The 22,070-nt window shown below is 71.0% G+C and carries 22 protein-coding genes and 2 pseudogenes; 10 read left to right on the plus strand and 14 right to left on the minus strand.

Features of this window, described 5'->3' with window-relative positions:
• The 3 genes and pseudogenes from ACGF12_RS11830 to ACGF12_RS11840 all read right to left on the minus strand — a co-directional run.
• Positions 1-215 (minus strand): annotated as a pseudogene (locus tag ACGF12_RS11830) (amino acid permease); the annotation flags it as partial.
• A gap of 353 nt (positions 216-568) precedes the next feature.
• Positions 569-1,390, minus strand: a complete 822-nt coding sequence (locus ACGF12_RS11835; RefSeq protein ID WP_393028144.1) for an SDR family NAD(P)-dependent oxidoreductase — start codon at positions 1,388-1,390, stop codon at positions 569-571.
• Between the two features lie 586 nt (positions 1,391-1,976).
• Positions 1,977-2,120, minus strand: coding sequence for a hypothetical protein (locus tag ACGF12_RS11840; RefSeq protein WP_393028145.1), 144 nt, complete (start codon positions 2,118-2,120; stop codon positions 1,977-1,979).
• 484 nt (positions 2,121-2,604) lie between these two features.
• On the opposite strand from ACGF12_RS11840, the gene ACGF12_RS11845 reads away from it, so the two are divergent.
• Positions 2,605-2,796: a helix-turn-helix domain-containing protein gene (locus ACGF12_RS11845; protein ID WP_393028146.1), complete on the plus strand. Its 192-nt coding sequence runs from the start codon at positions 2,605-2,607 to the stop codon at positions 2,794-2,796.
• Positions 2,797-2,853: 57 nt separating this feature from the next.
• On the opposite strand, the gene ACGF12_RS11850 is transcribed toward ACGF12_RS11845, so the two are convergent.
• The gene (locus ACGF12_RS11850; RefSeq protein WP_393028147.1) at positions 2,854-3,759 is read right to left on the minus strand and encodes a tyrosine-type recombinase/integrase; all 906 of its coding nucleotides are present in this window, start codon (positions 3,757-3,759) and stop codon (positions 2,854-2,856) included.
• Between the two features lie 15 nt (positions 3,760-3,774).
• Here ACGF12_RS11850 and ACGF12_RS11855 point away from each other — a divergent pair, with 15 nt between their 5' ends.
• Complete coding sequence (locus ACGF12_RS11855; RefSeq protein WP_393028148.1) at positions 3,775-3,966, plus strand: hypothetical protein; 192 nt, start codon at positions 3,775-3,777, stop codon at positions 3,964-3,966.
• Between the two features lie 179 nt (positions 3,967-4,145).
• Here the strand turns inward: ACGF12_RS11855 and ACGF12_RS11860 are convergent, their stop codons facing one another.
• The 5 genes and pseudogenes from ACGF12_RS11860 to ACGF12_RS11880 form a co-directional block, all read right to left on the minus strand.
• Entirely contained in the window at positions 4,146-5,426 is a 1,281-nt protein-coding gene (locus tag ACGF12_RS11860; RefSeq protein ID WP_393028149.1) for an MFS transporter, read from the minus strand.
• Between the two features lie 173 nt (positions 5,427-5,599).
• Positions 5,600-5,871 (minus strand): annotated as a pseudogene (locus ACGF12_RS11865) (transposase); the annotation flags it as partial.
• Between the two features lie 323 nt (positions 5,872-6,194).
• The gene (locus ACGF12_RS11870) at positions 6,195-6,953 is read right to left on the minus strand and encodes a class I SAM-dependent methyltransferase (protein WP_393028150.1); all 759 of its coding nucleotides are present in this window, start codon (positions 6,951-6,953) and stop codon (positions 6,195-6,197) included.
• A gap of 37 nt (positions 6,954-6,990) precedes the next feature.
• On the minus strand, positions 6,991-7,347 hold the full coding sequence (locus ACGF12_RS11875) for a hypothetical protein (protein ID WP_393028151.1): 357 nt from the start codon (positions 7,345-7,347) through the stop codon (positions 6,991-6,993).
• Positions 7,344-7,997 carry a hypothetical protein gene (locus tag ACGF12_RS11880; RefSeq protein ID WP_393028152.1) on the minus strand — a complete coding sequence of 218 codons (654 nt, stop codon included), beginning with the start codon at positions 7,995-7,997 and terminating at the stop codon, positions 7,344-7,346. Before ACGF12_RS11880 ends, ACGF12_RS11875 begins: the two co-directional genes overlap by 4 nt.
• A gap of 164 nt (positions 7,998-8,161) precedes the next feature.
• On the opposite strand from ACGF12_RS11880, the gene ACGF12_RS11885 reads away from it, so the two are divergent.
• The 4 genes from ACGF12_RS11885 to ACGF12_RS11900 all read left to right on the plus strand — a co-directional run bounded on the left by ACGF12_RS11885 (position 8,162) and on the right by ACGF12_RS11900 (position 11,632).
• On the plus strand, positions 8,162-8,944 hold the full coding sequence (locus ACGF12_RS11885; protein ID WP_393028153.1) for a class I SAM-dependent methyltransferase: 783 nt from the start codon (positions 8,162-8,164) through the stop codon (positions 8,942-8,944).
• A 131-nt stretch (positions 8,945-9,075) separates the two neighbouring features.
• A complete protein-coding gene (locus ACGF12_RS11890; protein WP_393028154.1) occupies positions 9,076-9,729 on the plus strand; it encodes a TetR/AcrR family transcriptional regulator in 654 nt (217 codons plus the stop codon).
• A complete protein-coding gene (locus ACGF12_RS11895; RefSeq protein WP_393028155.1) occupies positions 9,726-10,364 on the plus strand; it encodes a VC0807 family protein in 639 nt (212 codons plus the stop codon). Before ACGF12_RS11890 ends, ACGF12_RS11895 begins: the two co-directional genes overlap by 4 nt.
• A gap of 17 nt (positions 10,365-10,381) precedes the next feature.
• Positions 10,382-11,632: an alpha/beta hydrolase family protein gene (locus ACGF12_RS11900; protein WP_393028156.1), complete on the plus strand. Its 1,251-nt coding sequence runs from the start codon at positions 10,382-10,384 to the stop codon at positions 11,630-11,632.
• Between the two features lie 58 nt (positions 11,633-11,690).
• On the opposite strand, the gene ACGF12_RS11905 is transcribed toward ACGF12_RS11900, so the two are convergent.
• On the minus strand, positions 11,691-12,185 hold the full coding sequence (locus ACGF12_RS11905) for an alpha/beta fold hydrolase (protein WP_393028157.1): 495 nt from the start codon (positions 12,183-12,185) through the stop codon (positions 11,691-11,693).
• 226 nt (positions 12,186-12,411) lie between these two features.
• Here ACGF12_RS11905 and ACGF12_RS11910 point away from each other — a divergent pair, with 226 nt between their 5' ends.
• Entirely contained in the window at positions 12,412-13,008 is a 597-nt protein-coding gene (locus ACGF12_RS11910) for a TetR/AcrR family transcriptional regulator C-terminal domain-containing protein (protein ID WP_393028266.1), read from the plus strand.
• 194 nt (positions 13,009-13,202) lie between these two features.
• Here the strand turns inward: ACGF12_RS11910 and ACGF12_RS11915 are convergent, their stop codons facing one another.
• Positions 13,203-15,896, minus strand: coding sequence for a glycosyl hydrolase (locus ACGF12_RS11915; RefSeq protein WP_393028158.1), 2,694 nt, complete (start codon positions 15,894-15,896; stop codon positions 13,203-13,205).
• 182 nt (positions 15,897-16,078) lie between these two features.
• The gene (locus ACGF12_RS11920) at positions 16,079-16,798 is read right to left on the minus strand and encodes a rhomboid-like protein (protein WP_393028159.1); all 720 of its coding nucleotides are present in this window, start codon (positions 16,796-16,798) and stop codon (positions 16,079-16,081) included.
• A gap of 234 nt (positions 16,799-17,032) precedes the next feature.
• Here ACGF12_RS11920 and ACGF12_RS11925 point away from each other — a divergent pair, with 234 nt between their 5' ends.
• From ACGF12_RS11925 to ACGF12_RS11935, 3 genes are all read left to right on the plus strand, one after another.
• Positions 17,033-17,749 carry a rhomboid-like protein gene (locus tag ACGF12_RS11925; RefSeq protein WP_393028160.1) on the plus strand — a complete coding sequence of 239 codons (717 nt, stop codon included), beginning with the start codon at positions 17,033-17,035 and terminating at the stop codon, positions 17,747-17,749.
• Positions 17,750-18,159: 410 nt separating this feature from the next.
• The gene (gene argG / locus ACGF12_RS11930; RefSeq protein WP_393028161.1) at positions 18,160-19,572 is read left to right on the plus strand and encodes an argininosuccinate synthase; all 1,413 of its coding nucleotides are present in this window, start codon (positions 18,160-18,162) and stop codon (positions 19,570-19,572) included.
• 203 nt (positions 19,573-19,775) lie between these two features.
• A complete protein-coding gene (locus ACGF12_RS11935) occupies positions 19,776-20,444 on the plus strand; it encodes a GAP family protein (protein ID WP_393028162.1) in 669 nt (222 codons plus the stop codon).
• A 143-nt stretch (positions 20,445-20,587) separates the two neighbouring features.
• Here the strand turns inward: ACGF12_RS11935 and ACGF12_RS11940 are convergent, their stop codons facing one another.
• Both ACGF12_RS11940 and ACGF12_RS11945 read right to left on the minus strand, forming a co-directional pair.
• Positions 20,588-21,313 carry a hypothetical protein gene (locus ACGF12_RS11940; protein ID WP_393028163.1) on the minus strand — a complete coding sequence of 242 codons (726 nt, stop codon included), beginning with the start codon at positions 21,311-21,313 and terminating at the stop codon, positions 20,588-20,590.
• Positions 21,310-21,879, minus strand: a complete 570-nt coding sequence (locus ACGF12_RS11945; RefSeq protein WP_393028164.1) for an RNA polymerase sigma factor — start codon at positions 21,877-21,879, stop codon at positions 21,310-21,312. The genes ACGF12_RS11940 and ACGF12_RS11945 overlap by 4 nt, the downstream gene beginning before the upstream one ends.
• Between the last annotated feature and the right edge of the window lie 191 nt (positions 21,880-22,070).

Below are 22,070 nucleotides of genomic sequence, written 5' to 3' on the forward strand. Positions count from 1 at the left end.
GCCACCGTGACCGGCAGGGTGAAGCCCAGCCCGTACGAACCGGCGGCGGCCAGCACCAGCACGATCGCTTCGGGGCCGTACGCGACCGAGGCCATCGCGTCCAGCGAGAGCGCCGCCAGCCCGCCCATCGCGCTGAGCCGGTGGCGCTCGTCACCCGCGCCGGTATCCGGCGGCTCGGGCTCGGCCGTGACAGGCGGAATCGTGCTCTCTGGCATTCGTGGCTCCTCGATCGTGATGGTCACGATCGTGAAGCGCCCCGGAACACCGCCTGCCGCTTCCTACACGCCCTTGATGTCGACGGCACCGCCCTTGATGCGATCTTGACGACCCGCGCAACGGCTCGGCCCCTGAGGCGCCGCCCGTCCGCACAGCCGGACGGCGGGCCTCAGGGCCCGAAGTGGTGCACCCGGTGCCGGTGGCACGCGGCACCGGGTGGGTCTGTCGGGTTACTGCCCGGCCTTGCGGCCGTGGTTCGCCTTCTTCTTCCGCCGGGCCTTCTTCTTACGGGCGCGCTTGGACATCGTGTTCTTTCTCGTGATCGTCGGGTTGATGCGTCGGTTGGTGCGGTTCAGGCGGCCCGGCCGACCAGCTGGTCGGCGAGCTTGGCCAGGCGCTTGAGCGAGCGCTCCTCCTGGACTACCTGCGCGGTCGGCGCGAGCGCACCGCCGTCGAAGTAGGCGCCGTTGGCGACGACCGTCTCGGGCAGGCAGAGCCGGACGACCGCTGCTGCGCCCTCCGCCGCCGGCGCGCCGACCCGCCCGTACAGCGGCAGCAGCGCGGTGTCGCACAGGCCCGGGTTGAGGCTGACGGCGGTGATGCCGGATCCGGCCGGGGCCATCTCGGCGGTCGCCATGGTCAGTGCGAGCTGCGACTGGGCGTACGCGGCGACCCGCGAGTACTTCTTCACCCGGTGCGGGTCCGACCAGTTCATCGAGGCGGTGCGGTGCAGGGACGACGACACGTTGACGATCCGGGCGTCGCCGGCCGCCGAGAGCGGGGCGCGCAGCAGCTTCGCCAGCAGGTGCGCGGCCAGGAAGTTGACCTGGAGCGAGACCTCGTTGCCGTCGTCGGTGAGGGTGCAGCGCTCGGGCGCCGTCGCGGCGGCGTTGTTCACCAGCAGGTCCAGCGACGGGTAGTGCTTGACCACCGTGCCGGCCAGCACCGCGACCTCCGACAGTTTGGTGAAGTCCGCGGCCAGCTCGACGAGTTGGTCCCGCCGGGCACCCGCGTCGACCAGTCGGGCGACGGCCGCCTCGGCCTCGCCGGTGGTGCGGGCGTGCACCAGCACGGTGGCGCCGTGCCCGGCGAGCAGCCGGGCGGTCTCCCAGCCGATCCCGGAGGAGGCGCCGGTGACGAGGGCGGTACGGGCGGACAGAACAGCGTCGGACATGACCCATCCAAGGGTGGAAGGGCACCGGCGGGGTGCGAAGGCGACGCGGCACGAAGCCGCTCACTTCCGGGGCCGCCGGCGCGAGAAAGGTGTGATGCGATGAGAGCGCTCGTCCGTCCCCTGCCCACGGAGCCGGTCAGAGCAGGGGACGGACGGCGGTGATCAGCACGGGCACGACGAACGAAGCCGGGCCCGTGCACACGGCCGGTGACGAGCGGGAAGGAGCTCGGTCCTACCGGACGGCAGTGGCGACCGCGACAGCGACGATCCGCGGCCGACTATGCGGCGGGCGGTCGTGGTGGCGTGTCGAGCGGTGCATGCCCCCCATCAAAGCCTTCCCCGATGCCTGGGGCAAGCCGGTTCACCTTCCCGGGCGAACCCCTGACGAACCCCTGACACACCGCCGACGCCTTCTTGACGACCCAGCCGCGCCCGGGACTTCCGGAGGCACCAACCACCCCTGCACTGCCAGCAGTTGTGATGGGACCCATCCCGACCTCGCCAAGGATCCGCCAGAAGACACCCCACCACCGCCAGGCTTCTTCAACGGGCCGAAGCCGAGCAGTCGCGGTGCGCAGTGCTCACCCTAGGGTCGGCGGCCAGCGGACAGGACGATCGCCGCGGCAGGGCACAGGTCGACGACCTCGCGGACGATCTCGATCGACCCGAAGCCGGTGAAGGCTCCCACCTCCGGTGGGCACTTCTCCTTGAGGTATTGCTTCGTAGCCATCTGCACGGCTTTAGGGAGGCCGTCCAGCACCGCCTGCAGTGCGGGTCCGCCAGGTAGTTGTTGAGGGATCCGACGAGTTCGTCAGTCAGGCGGAAATCGTCCCCTCCGAGCGTGGTGACCGCTTCCAGGCGATCGCGGGGGTCCTTGTGGAGGGGCGAAGAGCCTGCTTCACCCTAAACCCGTGTGTGCGATAAACGAATTGACCACGGTTCTGTCCTGTCAGACGTCTCATGAGCAGCGCCACCGTGCACAGTCGTGCGCCAGCGCCACCGCAGGGAAAGGGAGAGTCCGCACAGTGACGTGTCGCTCGGGCTACGGGTCCGCTCGAATGGTCGACCAGGTAGGGCCGTCAGGCCCGACACTTGAGCCCGGGTCTGCATAGCGACGTACCACGGGATCACAGCACTCCCAAACCGCCGTTGATGGAGCAGCTTTGGACTTCCTGGAAGCACCAGCGGCAACCGGCCGACACAGAAGAGAGTCCGTGTCTTCGCAGTTCATGACCGTCAAACAGACCGCAGAGCACCTGAACATGTCCGTTCAGTGGGTCTATCGCGAGGCGCCCAAGGTCGGCCTCGTCCCGTACCGGTTCGGGCGTGGGCGCAACGCGAAGCTGCAGTTCAAGGTCACCGGCGTCCACACCTGGGTGAAGCAGCAGCGGATGTCCGGCGGCTGACGTCGGGAGACGTGAAGCGTGGGGCCCTGTTCGGCGACGAACAGGGCCCCACGCGCTTCAGGCCGCAAGCCCGAGGTCGAGGACCTGAGCGGCATGGCCGATGGAGCCGGGCAAGAGGTGGCGGTAGATCTTGAACGTGATGTCGATGCTCTTGTGACCCATCCACTCCGCGACGTCGGTGATGGGGATGTTGTGGCCCAGGCAGTTCGAGGCGAAGAAGTGGCGCAGGCCGTAGATCGTCATGCCGTCGGGGATGTCGACCTCGCCGGCCCTCTTGATCCGCTGCCACTGGTTCTGCAGGTGGTAGTACGGGATCGGCTTGGTGATGTCCGAGGGGTGGCACAGGAGGTAGTCATCCACCGTGCCGTACTTGTCCGCATACGACAGGGCGCTGGTCCGAGAGTGGGCCGGCAGCGGAACGTCGCGGTAGTCGCCTTCCTTTCGGTGCTTGAGCGGTGCGAAGTCCTTCGTGGTCTGGTTGACCTGCTCGGTCACGCGGTAGACGTCGTCGGCGACGATGTTGTTGACGTTGACGGCGAAGGCCTCGCCGTTGCGCAGTCCGCAACCGCTCATGAGGTCTGCGATCAACAGAAAGGTGTCATCGGCTGCGCCACGTATCTCCCGGAGCTGGGCGGGCGAGGGGATGACGGCACGCTTCGGGTCGTACTGGGGCGGCTTGACGCCCTTGAGCGGGCTCTCGTCGTACAGACCGAGGCGGTGCCCGTCGAGGAGGATCACCTTGAGCTTGTCGAAGGCGTTGGACTGGGTAGCCAGGCCGACACCGTTGCGCTCCATGATCTGGATGAAGGCGTCGACGACCTTGTGGTCGAACGTGCCCATCCGGCGGCTGTGAAAGGCGGGGAAGAGGTGGTGTTCGAGGAGCGAGTCGAGGTGCTTCAGCGACGCAGGACCGAGGTCGCGCTGGCCGGCCTTCCACTCCGCCGCGTACGCGAGGAGGAGCACGGGCTCACTGTCGCGATGAGTGACCAGTTCCTCAAGACCCACAAGGACCTTCGCGACTTCAAGTACGACGGCAAGACGCACAACAGCACCCCTCACGTCAAGGTCCGTGATGCGACGTCGGCCAGCGAAGTCGGCCGGATCTACTTTGCGTTGGACGCCGATGCCAACCGGTTCATCGTCGACCACGTAGGGCTGAAGAAGTACTGAACGCGGACAGGTCAGGCCGGTCTTGAGTGCCGCCACGTCGCCGCAGGCATCACCGAAACGGCTCCCACCAAGGTGGTCGGGCACCCAACAAATGGCGCCCGGCCACGATGGGCCACGACCGCTGACTCATCAGTGCTCACGCAATCATGGGTGGTCAGCGGCGCCCGTAGCCCGGAAGGCTAGCTGGCTAGGTCCGCCTTCTGGGCTTTGATGGCGCTCTCCGTCTGCGAGATGGTGCCCGCCCTCGGCGCCTGTCGCACGCCCCGGTTCGCCGTGGTCAGCAGAGCGAGGGCGAACAGCCACGCTCCACAGAGCCAGACCAGCGGCTTGGCACCCAGGGCGCCGATCAACGCACCGCCTGCCAGTGTGCCGATCGACAGAGCTCCCGTGGTAAGTGCCGAGACCGCGCTTGTCACGCGGCCTCGCAACTCATCGGGGGTGATGCTGAGCTGGTGGGTGGTCATCGCCACCGCGTACACGGGAGCCACCAGGGACTCGCCGGCCGCGACTGCGGCCAGCAGCAGTGGATTGGGAGCCAGTGCGTACAGCGGGAACATCACCGCCTCCAGCCACAACATCACCACGGCGATCCGACCGAGCGGGAACCGACTCGTAGCACGGTCCGACACCAACGCCCCTGCCATGGCGCCGACTGCCGCTCCGCTGAAGATGACACCGATCCACAGCGGCGACGCGTCGAGCTGCTGGGCGAGAGTGATGATCAGCAGATAGCCGGCGCCGTAGCGGACCTTGTCAGCGGCCGTTACCAGAGTGAGGAAGCGGACGACCGGCTCACGCCACAGCCAGCCGGCCCCTTCCCCGATCTCCGAGGTGAGCCGGGCCCTGGTTCGGACCTCCGGTCGTTCCACCTGGAATCGGGCGCGCATCAGGCGCAGCGACCCTGCAGAGATGGCGAATGACACCGCGTTGACAGCGAACGGCACGAACCGCCCGATAGCGTAGAGCGCACCGGCGAGCGGGGCTCCGACGATGTTCACCGCGCTGCCGGCGGCCTGCTGGTAGCCGAGGGCTGTGGGCAGCTGCTGCGCATCGACAACGTTCGGCAGCGCCGCGGTGCTGGCGACCTGGAAGAGAGTCCCCAGAATCCCGGCCAGCACGGCCGTCGCGTACAGCTGGGGCATTGTGAGTCGGTCCAGCCAGGCCGCGACGACGACGACGCCGGACGTGAGTACGGTCCGGCCGAGCTCGCACCAGATCATGGTGGTCTTGCGGTCCCACCGGTCGGCGAGCGCCCCTGCAACCAGCCCGAACGCAAGGAAGGAGACGGTACCCAGGCCCAGTACGAACCCGGCCTGGGTGGCTGACCCGGTGAGGGCCAGTACGACCAGCGGCAAGGCCATGAACTGGGCCTGGTCGCCGATGGTAGATATCAGTTGGCTGCTCAGTAGCAGCGAGAAGTCCCGGTTCCGAAGCAAGCCGGAACCACGAAAGGCATTCACTTTTGTTACGCTCCGTAACAACTCTAGGACACAAGGATGGCGTCGAAGCTGGTGTCCGAGCTAAGAAACACGGGGCGTTGTAAGCACGCGCGGACCTTACCCACGACGGGACCGGGGCCGCAATCAAATTTGCTGCGACAGGTCGGCACGCTGACGGATCGGTCAGGAAGGCGGCGCAGGCGGCGGAGACAGATGAGGCTGCAGGCCAGTTCGAGTAGGCCCCGATGAAGGTCCGCGCGTCGTTCATAGCGGATACGGAGCCGTTCGAACTGGTGCAGCCAGGCGGAAGGCTCGCTCGGCCACCCAACGCCTTTCCCAGGCCCGAGCCGTGGGCGGCGCCGCGTCACGCGATCACCGGCTTGATGCCGCGCCTCCACAGCAGGCGGCGGTACTTGCCGAAGTCGTAACCCCGGTCCGCGTAGAGCCGACGGGGCTTGCGACGGGGGGCGTCCGTGCCGTCGCTCCCGCCAGGGGCCATCGCCATCGGACACAGTCCTATGGCCGGACAGTCAACCTTCAGGACTGGTTGCTTATTGTGGCCACAGCGCGCACCTGATGGTCCATCAGTTACGGTCAGCAATAGGTCAGCGTAGGTACGAGCAGACCCTGTCCAACAAGCCCAGACGTGAGACTCGATCGCTCTCGGCATCCTCTCCCGTGAAAGCCCCCAGCCGGAGGTCCATGGGTCCCATCGCGCTGGCTCCAGCCGGCCGCCCAACGCCTGTTGAAGAGATCTCGGTGTGGGACTGCACGGGACGTCTCTGCAGGTCAGAGCGCTTTTCGAACCGTCGCGTGGATAAATGGTGCTCGCACTGACAGCGGCAGATAGCCGCCGGACCTTCCCGACTTCTCTCGGCTCTTCCGGGTCTGTAGGATGCGGACACCGGATCGGTCGATCACCTTTCGCAGGAAGTACACCACCGCGCCGATGTCGTGGAACTCCATCCGCAGTCGCTCCGAGCGCAGGTCCACCACCTCCAGCCCGGCCGCCCGCGCTTCCGCCCCCTCCACCTCGGGGCGGCGGCCCTCGCGCGCCTCGGGCTGCGGTCCGAGGAAGTACTCGACCAGCTCGAAGGCGGACGCCGGGCCGACGTGCTGGGCGAAGTACGCGCCGCCGGGCTGCAGCACCCGGGCGATCTCCGACCACCAGGCCCGGACCGGGTGCCGGCTGCTGACCAGGTCGAAGGCCTCGTCCGCGAAGGGCAGTGGCGGCTCGTCCGGGTCGGCGACCACCACCGCGCCCAGCGGGTGCAGCAGCTCGGTGGCGCGGGCCAGGTTCGGCGGCCAGGACTCGGTGGCCGCCAGCACGGGCGGGCACCCGCCCAGCCGTACGGCGCCGGCGAGCACCTCGCCGCCGCCGGTCTGGATGTCCAGGGCGGCCGCCGTCGCCCCCAGCCGCCCGGCCAGCAGCCGCTGGTAGCCCCAGGAGGGCCGCTCCTCGGTGGCCCGGCCCTCCAGCCAGGAGAAGTCCCAGCCGTCCACGGACACGGACTCGGCCTCGGCGATCAGCTCTTCGAAGGTGCGCATCCCCGCATCATTCCGGTACCTCCTCCGCCCGGCCAGCTCATTTCGCCCCGCCTCCGGGCGCGTACCGCAGCACGGTCCCGACCCGCACCTCCACGCTTGCGGCCGCGATCAGCCCGCTCACCGGCTCCGGGCCGCCGCCGTCCGCCTCGAAGGCCACCAGCACGCCCGGCGCCTCGCCGCACTGCCGCTCGACCGACCACCGCTCCTCGGGCGTGGGCGCACGGAACACCGGGTCCTGGAAGAACCCCGGGCAGCGGACGTACAGCGGGTCGGCGAAGACCAGTTCCAGGTTGTGGTGGTAGGAGAGGTCGTGGTCGGCGGCCAGGCGCAGCTCGCCCGGGCGCCAGGAGTACACGTCCCAGTCCCACCAGGAGCCCTCCGGAAGCTCGATCACTCCGGCCACCGGGCCGCGCCGTCCGGCGTCTCCGCGATGGCCGGGTGGCGGACGGCCTCCAGTTCGGCGTCGGCGAGCAGGTCGGCGATCAGTTCGGGCGGGCCGAAGACCTCGGTGGCGCTGAGGTCCCAGTTGGTGAGGACGAACCAGGAGCGGTCCGCGGGCCACCAGTGCGCGGGGAACTGACGTCCCTGCGGGCGGGCGTCGTGGTGGGCCGGTGCCCCGTCCAGTCGACCGCGGTGGGCCGCCACCGGATCCCCCACCGCCTCGATGCCCGCCGAGGCGAAGCAGCAGGCCGTCGCCGGCCCGTCGGCGCTCTGCCGGGCGAGCACCTCCACCAGCCGCGTCAGGCAGTCCCGGTCCGGCGCGCCGAGCTGCGGGTACTCCACCTCGCCCGCCAGGGGGACGCGCTCCCTGTCGACCGTCAGGTACGACAGGGTGTGCGGCCAGTCCGCGAGCCGCCGCCCGGCCCCGGCCAGGGCCTCGGCCCAGCGCACCCGTCGGCCGTCCACCCGCAGGGTGTGCAGGACCCAGCACCGGTCCGCGAAGCCGTGCTCGGGCGCGTTCGGCTCGTAGCCCAGGATCGCGTCCGCCGACTCCAGCAGCGGGCGCAGCCCGTCCAACTGGTCCCCGTCCAGCACTGGTTCCACGGTTCAGCCCCCGTCTGCGATCCGAAAACCGGTACTCCGCGCCGGTACGCCTGGGCGAGGATAGCCGCCATCGAGCCGTGCCTGCGCTGTTCGAAGGCTCGCCCGACCGCGCGCCGGCCTATCGGAGGACCACCCATGAACTCGCCCGTGGAGAACCCGACGCCATGACCCGATCCCCCCTCAGTCGCTTCTACGACGATTTCGCCGACGACTACCACCTGCTCTACGCCGACTGGAACGCCTCGCTCGCCCGCCAGGGCACCGCGCTGGACGCCCTGATCCGCGAGCGGCTCGGCGACCGCCCCGTCGAGGTCCTGGACTGCGCCTGCGGCATCGGCACCCAGGCGATCGGCCTGGCCGGGCTCGGTCACCAGGTCACCGGCACCGACCTCAGCCGGGTCTCCGCAGCCCGGGCCACCGCCGAGGCCGGCGCACGCGGACTCCAGCTGCCCACCGCGGCCGCGGACATGCGCGAACTGCCTTTCCCAGCAGCGCGGTTCGACGTCGTGGTCTGCGCCGACAACGCGCTGCCCCACCTGCTCACGGCCGAGGACGTCCGCGCCGCGCTGGGCGAGATGGGCCGGGTCCTGCGCCCCGGCGGGCTGCTGCTGGTCACCACCCGTCCGTACGACGAGCTGCGCCGCGCCCGGCCGAGCTCCACCGCGCCGCAGACCGCCGAGCGGGACGGGCGGCGGTCGGTCATCTTCCAGCTCTGGCAGTGGCACGAGGACGGCGAGCGGTACGACCTGGAACTGTTCCGGCTGCTACCGGACGAGGCCGGTCAGTGGCAGGTCGCGGTCCGCCGGTCCACCTACTGGGCGCTCACCCAGGAGCAGTTGAGCGGCTTTGCCACCGAGGCGGGCCTCGCCGGGATCGATTGGGCGCAGCCGGCCGAGACCGGCTTCTTCCAGCCCGTCCTGATCGCCCGGGCGCCCTTGCGCCCCTGACATCCCTGACACCGCTGGCACAGCTGGCACCACCGGCACCGCCGGCGCTCCGCCCCGCCGTAGATCCGTACCCGGACGCGGCGGGGCCATTTTTCGCCCGCCAATTTGCCGACCCGTGTTACTTTTTACTCATGCGAGTAAATCCCCACGGCGCAAGTGCCGCCGACGCCCCTCCGACAGGCGGCCGGAGCTTCACCACCGACGCCCGACGCGTCCAGATCGTCGCCGCCACGATCGGAACCGTCGCCGAACTCGGCTACGCCCGCGCCTCGTTCGCGCAGATCGCCAAGCGGGCCAAGCTCTCCAGCGTGCGACTGATCTCGTACCACTTCGACGACAAGGAGGACCTCTTCCAGGCCGTCGTCGACACCGTCCAGGAGCAGGTGCGGGTCTTCATGCAGCCTCGCATCCGCGCCCACCGCGAACCGGGCGCGATGCTGGCCGCCTACATCGAGGCCAACCTGGAGTTCATGGCCGACCACCCGGTCGAGATGCGCGCGCTGGTGGACGTCCTCGCCAACGCCCGCCGCGAGGACGGCACCCCGCTGGTCAGCACGGCCGGCTTCGACACCCCCGCCGCCCTGCTGGTGCAGCACCTGCGGGACGGCCAGCACAGCGGCGCCTTCCGCTCGTTCGACGCCGAGGCGATGGCCACCGCGATCCGCGCCTCGATCGACGCGGCCGCCAACCGGCTCGCCGTCGGCGGCGACTTCGACCCGCGCGCCTACGGACGCGAGCTGGTCACGCTGTTCGACCTCGCGACCAGGCACGAGGCCGCGTCATGACCGTCCATGCCGCTCCCCGCCGGACCACGGCCTTCTTACCGCTGCTGCTCGACCTCCTCCTGCCGCTCGGCCTCTACTACGGACTGCGTCTCGCCGGCGTGGACCAGTGGTGGGCCCTGCTCTGGTCGGCCGCGATACCGGCGGCCACCGTCGTCGTCCGGCTGGTCCGCACCCGCCGGGTCGACTTCCTCGCCCTGCTGATCCTCAGCATGATCGGGCTCGGGCTGGTCCTCTCCGTACTCACCGGAGACCCCCGCACCCTGCTGATCCGCGAAGCCTGGACAGGCATGCTCGGCGGACTGATCGGCGTCTGGCTGCTCGCCTCGGTCGGCTACGGGCGCCCGGCCCTGATGGTCGTCTTCCGCTCGTTCGTCCAGCTCAAGGCCGGTGAGGACGGGCTGCGCGCCTGGGCGGGCCGCTGGGACCAGGACGCCGCCTTCCGCCACGGCCTGCGGGTCCTCACCACGGCGTGGGGCGCGGCCAGCCTGCTCAACGCACTCGCCCAACTCGCCTTCGCCTACCTGCTGCCCGTCGACGCCGCCCCAGCGGCCATGCACGCCTGCTGGCCGGTCATCGCCGTACCGCTGTTCCTCTTCCACCTCGGGTACACCAAACGCCACGGCCTGCGGGCCTGACCGGAACGGACCCTCCCGTGACCACCACCACCGCCACCGACCGCTTACTGCTCTTCCCCGAACCCAACCTCGACCTCCAGACCCGCGCGGCCCTGGGCGCCACCGCCTACCGCCTCGCCGAGGCCGGCGCAGTCCTGGCCGCCGTCGACCGCATCAACCGGGCCGGCCTGTCCGGCCGGACCTACCACGAGGAGTTCCTCGCCCTCGGCCGCCGCACCGCTGCCGCCGCCGAATCCGCCCTGGGTTCCGGCCGCTCAACGACCGCCCGCGACGGCTACCTGCGCGCCGCCAAGTACCTCTCCCTGGCGCTGTTCTCCGTCCTCGGCAGCGCCCGGCCCGCCGACGAACCGGCAGTCTTCGCCGAGATGCAGGCCTGCTGGCACCGCGCCGGCGAACTCCTCGACCCGCCCGTGCGGCGGCTGCGCATCCCGTACGGGGACCTCGGACTGCCCGCCTACCTCCTCACTCCCCCGGGCCGGCCCCGGCGTCGCCCCACCCTCGTCCTGGTCAACGGCAGTGACGCCCAGAGCGTCGACCTCTACGCCTTCGGAGCCTGCGCGGCGGTCGAACGCGGCTGGAACGCCCTGATCCTGGAAGGCCCCGGCCAGGGCAGCCTGCTGTTCGAGCACGGCATCCCGTTCCGTCCCGACTGGGAACACGTCGTCCGCCCCGTCATCGACCACCTCCTCCGCTCGCCGCTGGTCGACCCCGACCGGATCGCCATGACCGGCTGGAGCATGAGCGGCATCCTCGCCATCCGGGCCGCCGCCTTCGAACCCCGCCTCGCCGCCGTGGTCGCCGACCCCGGTGCCGTGGACAACTGGCCGGCCTGGCCCGAGATCTGGCGCCGCCTGGCCGACGGTCCCGACCGCGAGACCGTCAACCGCCACTGGCAGCGGACCGTCCTCCCGGACCTCGGCCCCGCCACCCCACTGCTCGCCAAGCGCGCCGAGATCTTCGGCCCCCGGTTCCTCCGCGACGCCCGCGCCGGCCGGGCACCCCAGGACCTCTGGCAACTCGCCGACACCATCCGCCGGTTCCGTTGCGACGACGTGGCCCACCTGGTGGCTTGCCCCACCCTGGTTCTCGGCTACGAGGACGAGTCCCTCATCCCCGGCCAGGACACCCTGCTCTACGACCTCCTCCGCTGTCCCAAACAGCACACCGTCCTCACCACGGCCCAGGGCGCCGGCGACCACTGCGCCCCGATGGCACCGCAGGTGCGCAACGGCATCGTGCTCGACTGGCTGGAGCACACCCTGGATTGACGCCCTCCTGCGGTGGGGCGGCCCCGATCGGGCCGCCCTGCTACGGCCGGAGTGTCCCTCAGCGCACGGCGACCCGTTCGAGGAAGTCCTGAAGCACCTGGCAGAGGATCTCGGGGTGTTCCAGGTGGACGTCGTGCCCCGCCGCCGGGACACTCATGGCCACCACCCCGGGGCGCCGTTGGAGCATGGCCTCCGTCTCGTGCGGGGGGACGATGCCCGATTGACCCAGGACGACCAGCGTCGGGCAGGCGATACTCGTCCACTCGTCCCAGAAGGAACGCCGGGCATTCTCCGTCAGCGCTTCGACCATCACGTCACGGTCGAAGCGCGGCCACCCGCCGCCGCCTCGCTCTTCCAGGCCCGCCGCCCAGCCCTCGCCGACAGCGCCGCCGCCGAAGAACTCGACGGCGGCCCGGCGCGAGGGGAACGGCGTCGGCCACGCGTCGAGCGCTGCGCCGATCTCGGCCTGCACGGTCGGGTTGGGGCCACCTGGTCCCGCCTCGACGAGGACGAGCCCGCCCAGCAGTTCGGGGTGCGCGGCGGCGATGAGCATGGCGGTGCGGCCGCCCAGCGACTGCCCCACCAGGACCGGCCGGTGCAGGTCGAGCCGTCATCCTCAACGCCAGCAGCAAGGTCGGCCTGTTCGTCGATGCCATCGACGCACTGCGCGACACCGATGACCTCGATCGGGACCTGACCGGACTCGCCCGGCGCTACATCACCACCGTCATCCAGCCCGAAGGACTGCACCCGAAGGACTGCAACTGCGCCGGCTGCTCATCGCGGAGGCCGGCCGCTTCCCCGAGGTGGCGGCCGACTACTACCGGCGCGCGCCCGAGCGGACCATCGCCGCCCTGGCGGCCTGCTTCCAGCACCTCGCGGCACGCGGGCTGCTGCGACTGGACGATCCGGTGCTCGCCGCCGGTCACTTCGCATGGCTCGTCCTGGCCACCCCCATGGACCGCGCCATGTTCTTCGGCCACGACGACAACCAGACCCCGGCCGGACTCGAACGGCTGGCCGACGAGGGTGTGCGGGTGTTCCTCGCCGCGTACTCGGCTCGCTGGGCGGTCGGGCGACGCGGTCTTCGTGGGACGGGGAGTGAGCTGGGCACGAAAGGTTGCGGCGGTACCGGCAGACAGCCGCATCACCCCAGCCCCTGCCGAGCGGGTCAGCCCTCCGGGACCTACCTGATCGTGGGGGCCACCGGCCATTCAGCCGATCGCCGTGAGCGCTTCTCGGATGCCTACCGGAGACTGGGAAGTCCTGAGGTGACGCCCGGTAGGTCGGCGGAAGTTCGAGCATCGGACCTTGATACTCCGGAGCCCTGCCTGCCCTGTCGCCGCTCTAGCACCCCGGAAAGGTGGACATCGTGATCCTCACCGAGTTCATTGAGTTCTTGCTCTGCCATGTCCTGGAGCGTTTTCCCTTCTAGGATTCCGATCGGGTCAAGCGCCGCACCGGATTCCTTCCACGTTTCCGCTCATGACCCGCCCACGGGAGCCCCACAACGCAGGTGCCCGGCCTGCTCGTTGAGCGCAGGCCGGGCACCGGTCAGATCACTGGCTGGTCAGTGCTGGTTGTCGTTGTCCTCGTCCAGCTCACGCGGGTTGATCGACCAGATGCCGCGCCCGAAGGTGGCGGCGTAGAGGCGGCCGTCCGGGCCGGTCTTGAGCTGCTGCACCGAGTTGGTGGGCAGGTTGCGGCCGAGCACCGAGAAGTCGGTCTCGCCCGGCGCGCGGTAGAAGGCGGCGAGGTCGGTGCCCAGCGCCAGCCCGCCGTTCGGCAGGATCTTGACCGAAGTCGCCGGGACGTCGGGCAGGTTGGCCGAGACGTCGGTCCAGGTGGCGCCGCCGTCGTGGGTCTCGAAGAGGTGGCCGTTGCCCGCGCCGGGGCCCTCGGTCCAGGTCCGCGAGAAGCCGTTGATCGCGACGAACACGTGCCGGGCGTCGTTCTCGTCCACGGCGAACGAGCTGATGTAGCGGTTCGGCAGGGTGCCGTCGACCGGCAGGTTCAGCTGGTGCCAGCCGGTGCCGTCGGTCTTGCCGACCGCGATGCCACGGCTGAAGCCCTGGTTGTTGCACGGGCCGCACCAGCCCGCGTACACGGTGCCGTTGACCGTCGCGACCGCCGTGGCGACGTGGCCGGCGCCCAGGTCGTACGCGCTGGTCCACTCGCTGCCGCTGCGGATCGCGTAGCCCTTGTGCTGGACCCAGACGTGCTGACCGCCGGCGATCCAGGTGTTGGTGTCCTTCGGGTCGCTGGTGATCGGCGCGATGAAGCGGGCGGAGTTGGTGTCCTTGTCCGGCGGGGCGACCTCGAAGGAGGTGGCCTTGCTCGGGTCCTTCGTCCAGCTGCCGTCGTTCACCGCGCAGTTCTGGGTGACCCACATGTCGAGGTAGACGTACTCCTCGGCGATGTTGCAGCCGTTGTTCGGGTCGACCAGGGTGTCGCCGCCGTCGCCGCCGAAGTTGGAGCCCATCACCTTGTCGTGGGCGCGCAGGATCGACTCGCCGTTGTCCTGCAGGCCGCCGCTGACGATGACGCCCTTGCCGGAGCGGTCAGCCGGGTCCTTGCCGATGCCGACCGAGTAGTACTGCAGGGTGTCCATGGTGCCGTCGTTGAGCGGCGTCCAGTCCTTGCCGTGGCCCCAGGCGTCCAACTGCCCGTTGCCCGGGCGCTTGTAGATGCCGCCGTCGTTGCCGACGTAGACGTTGACCTTGCCCTGGTAGCTGCCGAAGGCGACGGCGTGCTGGTCGGAGTGGGTGGTGGGCGAGCAGTCACCGGTCTGCTTGGCCGGGTCGATGCTCCAGCACGGGAAGCCGTTGTTCCAGTACGGCCCCACGGTGGCCCACTTGGCGCCGCCGTCGGTGGTCTCGAAGACCTCCTCCAGGCCCGCGTAGACGTGGTCCGGGTTGGCCGGGTCCACCTGGAGGGACTGGTTGTACCAGGACTGGATGCCCGGCTGGTAGCCCGGGTCCTGGAGGGCGGAGCCCGATCCCTTGAGCTTGTCCTTGTCCGCGATCAGCGTCCACGGACCGGACGGCGAACCGGACTTGGAGACGTAGATGCCCTTGAGGCCGGTGTCCGGGTTGTGCGCCATCACGTCCGGCGACTGGTCGATCGCGTAGTAGCGCGAGCCGTCCGCCGACCGCGCGAAGGTCACGTTGCCGACGTTCGCCGCGTCCGTCGGCAGGTCACCGAGCGACGAGGCCCGCTGCCAACTGCCGTCCGCCGCCTTGCTGTAGAAGCCGTTGTAGGTGTCGCCGCCGCGCCAGCCGACCGCCAGGACCACCTTGGACGGGTCCTTGGGGTCGATCGCGATGTCGTTGGCGATGTTCTTGTACGGCGCGCTCGGGTCGCCGGCCTTCGAACCACCCGGCAGGTACTCGGGGTTGGGCGCGAACTCCAGCGTCCACGGCCCCGACAGGTCCGTGGTCGAGTGGCTCCACACACCCCGGCTGGTCGCCGCCCACACCCTGCCGCCGCCGAAACGCAGCGCGTGGATGATCGTCGACTCCAGCTCGGCCCCACCGACCCGGTTCCCGGGCTGGAACTTGCCGTGCTTCGGGTCGGACAGCAGATAGACGCCGGTGCCGACGTACGAGGTGGCGCCGGTGTTCGACTCGCCGGTGGCGTACCAGAGCCGCCCGCCCTCGTCCAGGTTCAGCGTGCCCGTCGACAGCGTCGGCAGCTTGTCCGCGATCGGCTCCCAGTTCCCGCCGCCCGTCCGGGAGCGGAAAACACCGCCGTTGGCACCACCGGCGTAGACGTAACCGTCGCTGTCCGCCGCGATGCCGGTGATCCGGCCGGACACCAGCCCGGCGCCACCGGCGGAGTTGGAGTTGACGTCGCGGTAGCGCGGGTCGTCGGAGTTGTACGGCTTGTCGGTGACGTGGTCCCAGTGCCCGTCCGTGTGCGGCATGGACTGCAGCTGCGACCAGGCCGCGCCGTAGGCGCCCGGCGCGACCACGCCGGGCGCGGTGCGGGCCTCGGTGTACTGGGCGACGCCCTCGGCGGAGTTCTCCGCCTCGTCGCCGCCGTCCCCGGCCTCCGTCTCGGCCTTGGGACTGAAGGTCGAGAGGGCGCTCTTGCCCTGGACCTTCTGGGCGTGCTGCTTTCCGATGTCCGCCTGGTGCCGCACCTGCCAGGGCTGCGGTGTCGGCGGCGCGGACGGCGCGGCGAGCGCCTGGGTGGTGGTCAGTCCGACGGCGGTGAGCGTGACGGCGCTCAACAGCAGCCGTCGTCGTTGCCTGGTGGGCACGAGTGCGGTCCTCCCCTGTGGCCGGCCGCGCGGTCGCGCGGCCCCGGCGAAACAGGGGGTAAGCCTGGCCGGTCAGCCCGGTCCGGGGAAGGTCAACACGGTAAGAAGCGGGTAAGAGCCCTACTGTTTCGAACAGTTGGCATTCACCGAATGCCCTGGGGCCGACCACTCCTGATGATCGATCACTTCCTGCGGATCCGCTGCCGGAGCCCCCGCACCGAGGCGACCGGATCGAAGACCCCCGGCCGGTCCCGGGTCAGCGGATAGCAGGCGAGCCCGATCAGCACCGCGCTCAGGTGCCCGATGCTGGTGTAGTCCCGGCTCTGGTGCGCACGCACGCCGTAGACGATGAGCACCCCGGCCAGGTAGAGGTACCGCCAGGGCCGCACGATCAGGTAGGCGAGCACCCCGATCACCCCGGCGAGCGCGTAGCTGACGCCGTAGTCGAGCGTGTAGACGGCCTTCGGCGCGGCGAGGCCACGGTGGATCGCCCACCCGAGGACGCCCTCACTGAGGTACGTCGCCCCGACGTGCGCCAGCATCGCCACCGAGATCCAGCGCAGCGTGCCGAGCCAGCGCTCGGCGGGCACGTGGAAGATGTTGTAGAGCGCGAAGTAGCTCAGCCATCCGCCACCCGCGATCCACAGCGCACTGGTCGCCAGCACCCGGACCGGCGAGACCCGAAGGTGGTGCAGGTTGGTCGAGCGCCGCTCCAGGATGCGGTCGGCGGTCGCGGTGTCGACGTGGCGGATCACCTGGGTGGTGATCAGCAGGATCGCCAGCCAGACGTAGGTACCGGGGGCGCACCGCACATAGGCCCACGTCGCACGGGCCGCACGGGCCGCGCGAGCCCACCAGCGCCGCCGGTGCGTCTGGGGCACCTCGGTGGTGCAGCCGGACATCGGCGCCTCCTCGACGGTCCCTCCCCACCCTCGCCCGTCCGCACCACCGCCCGCCGCTGCGGTGGCCCGTTCGGGTGATCCGGCCCGGGCCCGCACCGGCCCCCACCGGCCCTCCCCGCCCCGGACGGCCTTCCACCGGCGCGGCCACCGTCCCCGACTGACGTAGGCTGGGCCTCCGGCCTCCCGCGGAGCTGCCGGTACCTGAGGAACGAGACAGCAAGGGCGCCAGGCACGATGAGGGACCGCCTCGGAACGACGAGACCGACCGACGCCGTCACCGCCCGACACCCTGCACTCGGAGCCGCCCTCCGTCTGTGGCTCACCACGGTCTACGTCATCCTGCTGACCGTCACCGCCTCCTGGCTGGCCAACCAGAGCCACGCCGCGCGGGCCCGGTTCGTCCGGCACAACAGCAGCAACGTCCACCACATGGAGGTGGGCAAGTGGTGGACGATGTTCACCAGCGGCCTGGTGGTCGACGGGGTCCCGGCCTGGGCGGGCATCGCCGCCGTCGCCGTCGCCCTGGGCCTCGCCGAGTGGCGGTGGGGCCCGGCCCGCGCGGGCGCCGTCTTCGCCTTCGGGCACCTGGGTGCCACCCTGCTCACCGAGGGCGCCATGTGGGTCATGGTGACCGCCCGGATCCCCGGCGCGCTCTCCCGGGCCCGGGACGTCGGGATCAGCTACGGACTGGTCGCCACCGTCGCCTGTCTGCTCGCCCTCGGCCCGCGCCCGCTGCGCCGCTACGGCCTGTCGGCCCTCGCCTTGGCGCTGGCCACCGCCTGGGCGGTGAACCAGCAACTGGCCGACGCCGGCCACCTGGTCGCCCTCGGGCTCGGCGTGCTCGCCTCCCGCACCGCCTGGGTCCGCGCCCGCGCCCTCCGAACGCCCGACAGCGGACCCGGCCAAGACCCCGACCGCGAACCGGCCCACAGCAGCGGCCGCAAACCCTGACCTCCACACCGCCCCGACCACGGCGGGCCGGGCTCCCCCCCTCGGGAGTCCGGCCCGCCGCCGTCTCCGGACGCCCCTCCCCGCACCACCCTCGGAAGCACCCGGCCGGCCCCGACGACCCCAAGACCCGCCTCCCCCGAAAAAATCCACCCCACCTCCCGAGCCGCCCCTCGACACCCGTCCCGGCCTCCAACCCATCTCAACCATCGCCCGCTCCAGCCCAGTTGCCCAGATCAGCGACGGACGGGAAGCGGCACGGCAAGCAGCCACCCCGACCCACACCTCCGTATTCTCTTGCGCTACTCTGCAAACCTATGCCAGAGTGCGGGCATCGGATCGAATACGCCGAATTCCCTCACACGTCGCTAAATCAGGAGCCCGCGCCGCGCGGGTGGGTCAAGGGTGCAAGCATGTCGAAGGTCTTGAGCAAGCTGCCGGTCGGTGAACGGATCGGCATCGCATTCTCCGGTGGGTTGGACACCTCCGTCGCGGTCGCGTGGATGCGCGAGCACGGCGCCGTCCCGTACGCCTACACGGCCGACATCGGCCAGTACGACGAGCCGAACCTCGCCGACGTCCCGGCCCGTGGCCGCGCGTACGGCGCCGAGCAGGCCCGGCTGGTCGACTGCCGGGCCCCGCTGGTCGAGGAGGGCCTGGCCGCCCTCGCCTGCGGCGCCTTCCACATCCGCTCCGCCGGGCAGACCTACTTCAACACCACCCCGCTCGGCCGCGCCGTGACCGGCACCCTGCTGGTGCGCGCCATGCAGGAGGACGAGGTGTCCATCTGGGGCGACGGCTCCACCTACAAGGGCAACGACATCGAGCGGTTCTACCGCTACGGTCTGCTCGCCAACCCCAACCTGCGGATCTACAAGCCGTGGCTGGACCAGGCGTTCGTCACCGAGCTCGGCGGCCGCAAGGAGATGTCCGAGTGGCTGGCCGAGCGCGACCTCCCGTACCGGGACTCCGCCGAGAAGGCCTACTCCACCGACGCCAACATCTGGGGTGCCACCCACGAGGCCAAGCGCCTGGAGTACCTGGACACCTCGATGGAGATCGTCGCCCCGATCATGGGCGTCGCCTTCTGGGACCCGGCCGTGGAGATCCGGACCGAGGACGTCACCGTCGACTTCGAGTTCGGCCGTCCGGTCCGGATCAACGGCCGTGAGTTCGGCACCGCCGTCGAGCTGGTGCACGAGGCCAACGTCATCGGTGGGCGGCACGGCCTGGGCATGTCGGACCAGATCGAGAACCGCATCATCGAGGCCAAGAGCCGCGGCATCTACGAGGCCCCGGGCATGGCGCTGCTGCACACCGCCTACGAGCGCCTCCTGAACGCGATCCACAACGAGGACACCCTCGCCACCTACCACACCCAGGGCCGCCGGCTCGGCCGGCTGCTGTACGAGGGCCGCTGGTTCGACCCGCAGGCGCTGATGCTGCGCGACAGCCTGCAGAAGTGGGTCGGCCAGGCCGTCACCGGCAGCGTGACCCTGCGGCTGCGGCGTGGCCAGGACTACTCGGTGATCGACACCCAGGGCCCGAACTTCAGCTACCACCCCGAGAAGCTGTCGATGGAGCGCAGCGTCGACGCCGCCTTCGTCCCGGACGACCGGATCGGCCAGCTGACCATGCGCAACCTGGACATCGCCGACTCCCGCAGCAAGCTGGAGCAGTACGCGGGCCACGGCCAGCTGGCCCCGTGGAGCGGCCTGATCGGCGAGCTCGCCCCGGGCGGCGCGGCGCCGATCGCCGCCGGCACCGGCGACGAGGCGGAGTCCACCGCACTCGACCACGCGGCGATCGAGTCCGGCACCGACTGATCCTGCCGGCGGTGTCAGCCGACTGACCCAGCCGGCTGACACCGCCGACGGACGCACCCTGCGCAGGGCCGTCGCACCACACCGGTGCGGCGGCCCTGCTCCGTCCGCCGCTCTTCACCCGAACGGCCCACCGGCCGTGCGCGCCGCCGCCGGCGGTAGCTGAATGGCGGACGGCGCCCGGCGACGGGAAGGCAGGTCCTGAAATGGGCGAGGCGATCGGTCCGATGCTGGCCTCGGCGGTGGCGGTCGCGCTCAGCCCGCTGCCGTTGATCGCCGTGCTCCTGATCCTCGCCTCGCCGCGCGGCCGGACCAACGGGCTCGCCTTCACCGCCGGCTGGGTGCTCGGTCTGGCAGCGGTCGAGACCGTGGTCCTGACGGTGGGCGGCGCGCTGAACCCGGACGACGGCAGGCCGACCTGGTCGTCCTGGCTGAAGCTCGCCCTCGGCGCCCTGCTCCTCCTCCTCGCCGCGCAGCAGTGGCGCGACCGCCCGAGACCGGGGCACGTGATCGCGCCGCCGACCTGGCTCCTGGGGATCGACCGGCTCACCGCCGCCCGGTCCGTCGGCCTCGCCGTGGCCCTGGTGACGGCCCACCCGAAGACCCTGATCCCCGCCGTCGGCGGCGCCGCCTCGATCGCCGCCAGTCCGAGCGGCACCGGGGCGAAGGCCGTGGCCGCCGCCCTGATGGTGCTGCTGGGCTCGCTGGGCACCCTGCTGCCGCTCACCGTCCACCGGCGCGGCAACGACCGCTCGATCCGTGCCCTCGGCGAGTGGCGAGCCTGGACGGCCGCGCACAACGCGGCGATCATGACCGCCGTCCCGGTGGTGCTCGGCGCCGCCTACCTGGGCGACGCCCTTTCCGGCCTCACCTGAACACGACCCGCGCGCGAACGGCCGGACCCCGACTCCGGCACCTCGCCGTCCGCGCCCTCACCGCCCGGACCCTGGTCGCCCGAACCCTCACCGCCCGGACCCTCACCGCCCGGACCCTGGTCGCCGCCAGCGCCCCGGCGCCGTCACCGGATCCGCACCACTCCGCGCCCCCGCACCGTCCGCACACCCAGCCGCCCGCCGCCGGCGCCCGCGTCGCCGCCACCACTCGCCCCCGCCGCCACCGCGTCCCGCACGGTCAGCAGGATCTCCCCGTCGTACCGCTCCGCCAGCCGTCGCGCCAGCTCGGCCGCGCCGCTCGGCCGGACCTCCGGGGCCAGCTCCGGCAGCCGCCCAGGGCCGCTGAGGTCCTCGGCCTCGGCGGCCCAGCGCGCCGCGGCGCCCCGCTCGCCCTCGGCGGCGTAGTGCACGGCCAGGCAGTGGACGGCCAGCTGGTCGCCGTACTGGACGGCGATCCGCCACCAGAAGACCCCGTCCGCCGTACGGCCCATGCCGTAGAGCAGGCAGCCGAGCGTGCGCAGGGCCGTCTTCTCGGCGAGTTCGAGGTCCAGGGCCAGCTCCGCCGGCTCCACCGCTCCCGCCACACCCGCGCACAGGTGCCGCAGATCGCGCCGGAGGTCGCGACGCAGTTCGGACCGCCCCCCGGCCCAGAGGTGCTCCCCCGAAGCCGGGACGTGCGGTGGCCGGGCGGCTGCGGGCGGGCGGGCCGGACGCTCGCGCACGGTCGGGGCGGAGCGTCGGGCGTCGGCGAGCCGTTCAGCCAGCCGACGGGTGAAGGCCGCCGGATCGTGGTCGCGGAACTCCCGGTCCAGCTCGGCGGCGTGCGCGCGCAGCAGCTCGGCGATCCTCATGTCGGCTGCCCGTCGTCCGGGTGCTCCAGCAGGTACTCCAGGTGACGCCGCCCGAGGCTGTAGTAGGTGCGGGCGGTGGTGTGCGCGATGCCGAGCGCCCGGCCGATGTCGTGGTAGGACAGGCCCGCCTGGCGCAGCCGGACCACGTCGGACTGGACCGGCGCGGCCCGCGCGAGCTCCTCCATGGCCCAGTCCAGGGCATCCAGTTCGGCGAGCTCCTCCAGCTCGTCCTGGCTGGTGTCGGGGCGGCGCTGGGCGATCACCCGCAGCCGTTTGCGCTCGGTGCGGCGACGCTCGCGCATGACGTCGACCACCGCGTCCTTGACGATCTTGAAGGCGAAGGCCTGCGGGTCCTCACTGGCCAGCGCCCTGCGCCAGTTCCGGTAGAGCGTGGTGCCGGCGTTCTGAACGGCGTCCTGGGCGTCTTCGCGGTGGCGCAGTCGCTGCTGGGCGTAGCGGAGGTACCCGGAGTTCTCGCGGGTGAAGAAGGCCTCGAAGTCGGTCGGCAGGTCGTCGCGCGGGTCCGCCCGCAGGCTCCGTTCCTCGCCCGGCCCGGGATTGTTCACACGCGCCCCCTCTTCCTGGGTCAGCTGGCCGGCCCACCGGGTGGCACGCCGACGGCCCCTCGGGGGCTCGTGGTGTAACCGTCCGGGAGGCCCGGGTTGTTGACCGGATCGGGCGGACAATTGGCGACCGTTTCCGTTCACTTCCGAACAGCGCCGCTGACCTGCCCTTTCGAGTGCCCGGGCGGCCACCC

This window comes from Kitasatospora sp. NPDC048296 (assembly GCF_043201815.1).
Taxonomy (GTDB): domain Bacteria; phylum Actinomycetota; class Actinomycetes; order Streptomycetales; family Streptomycetaceae; genus Kitasatospora.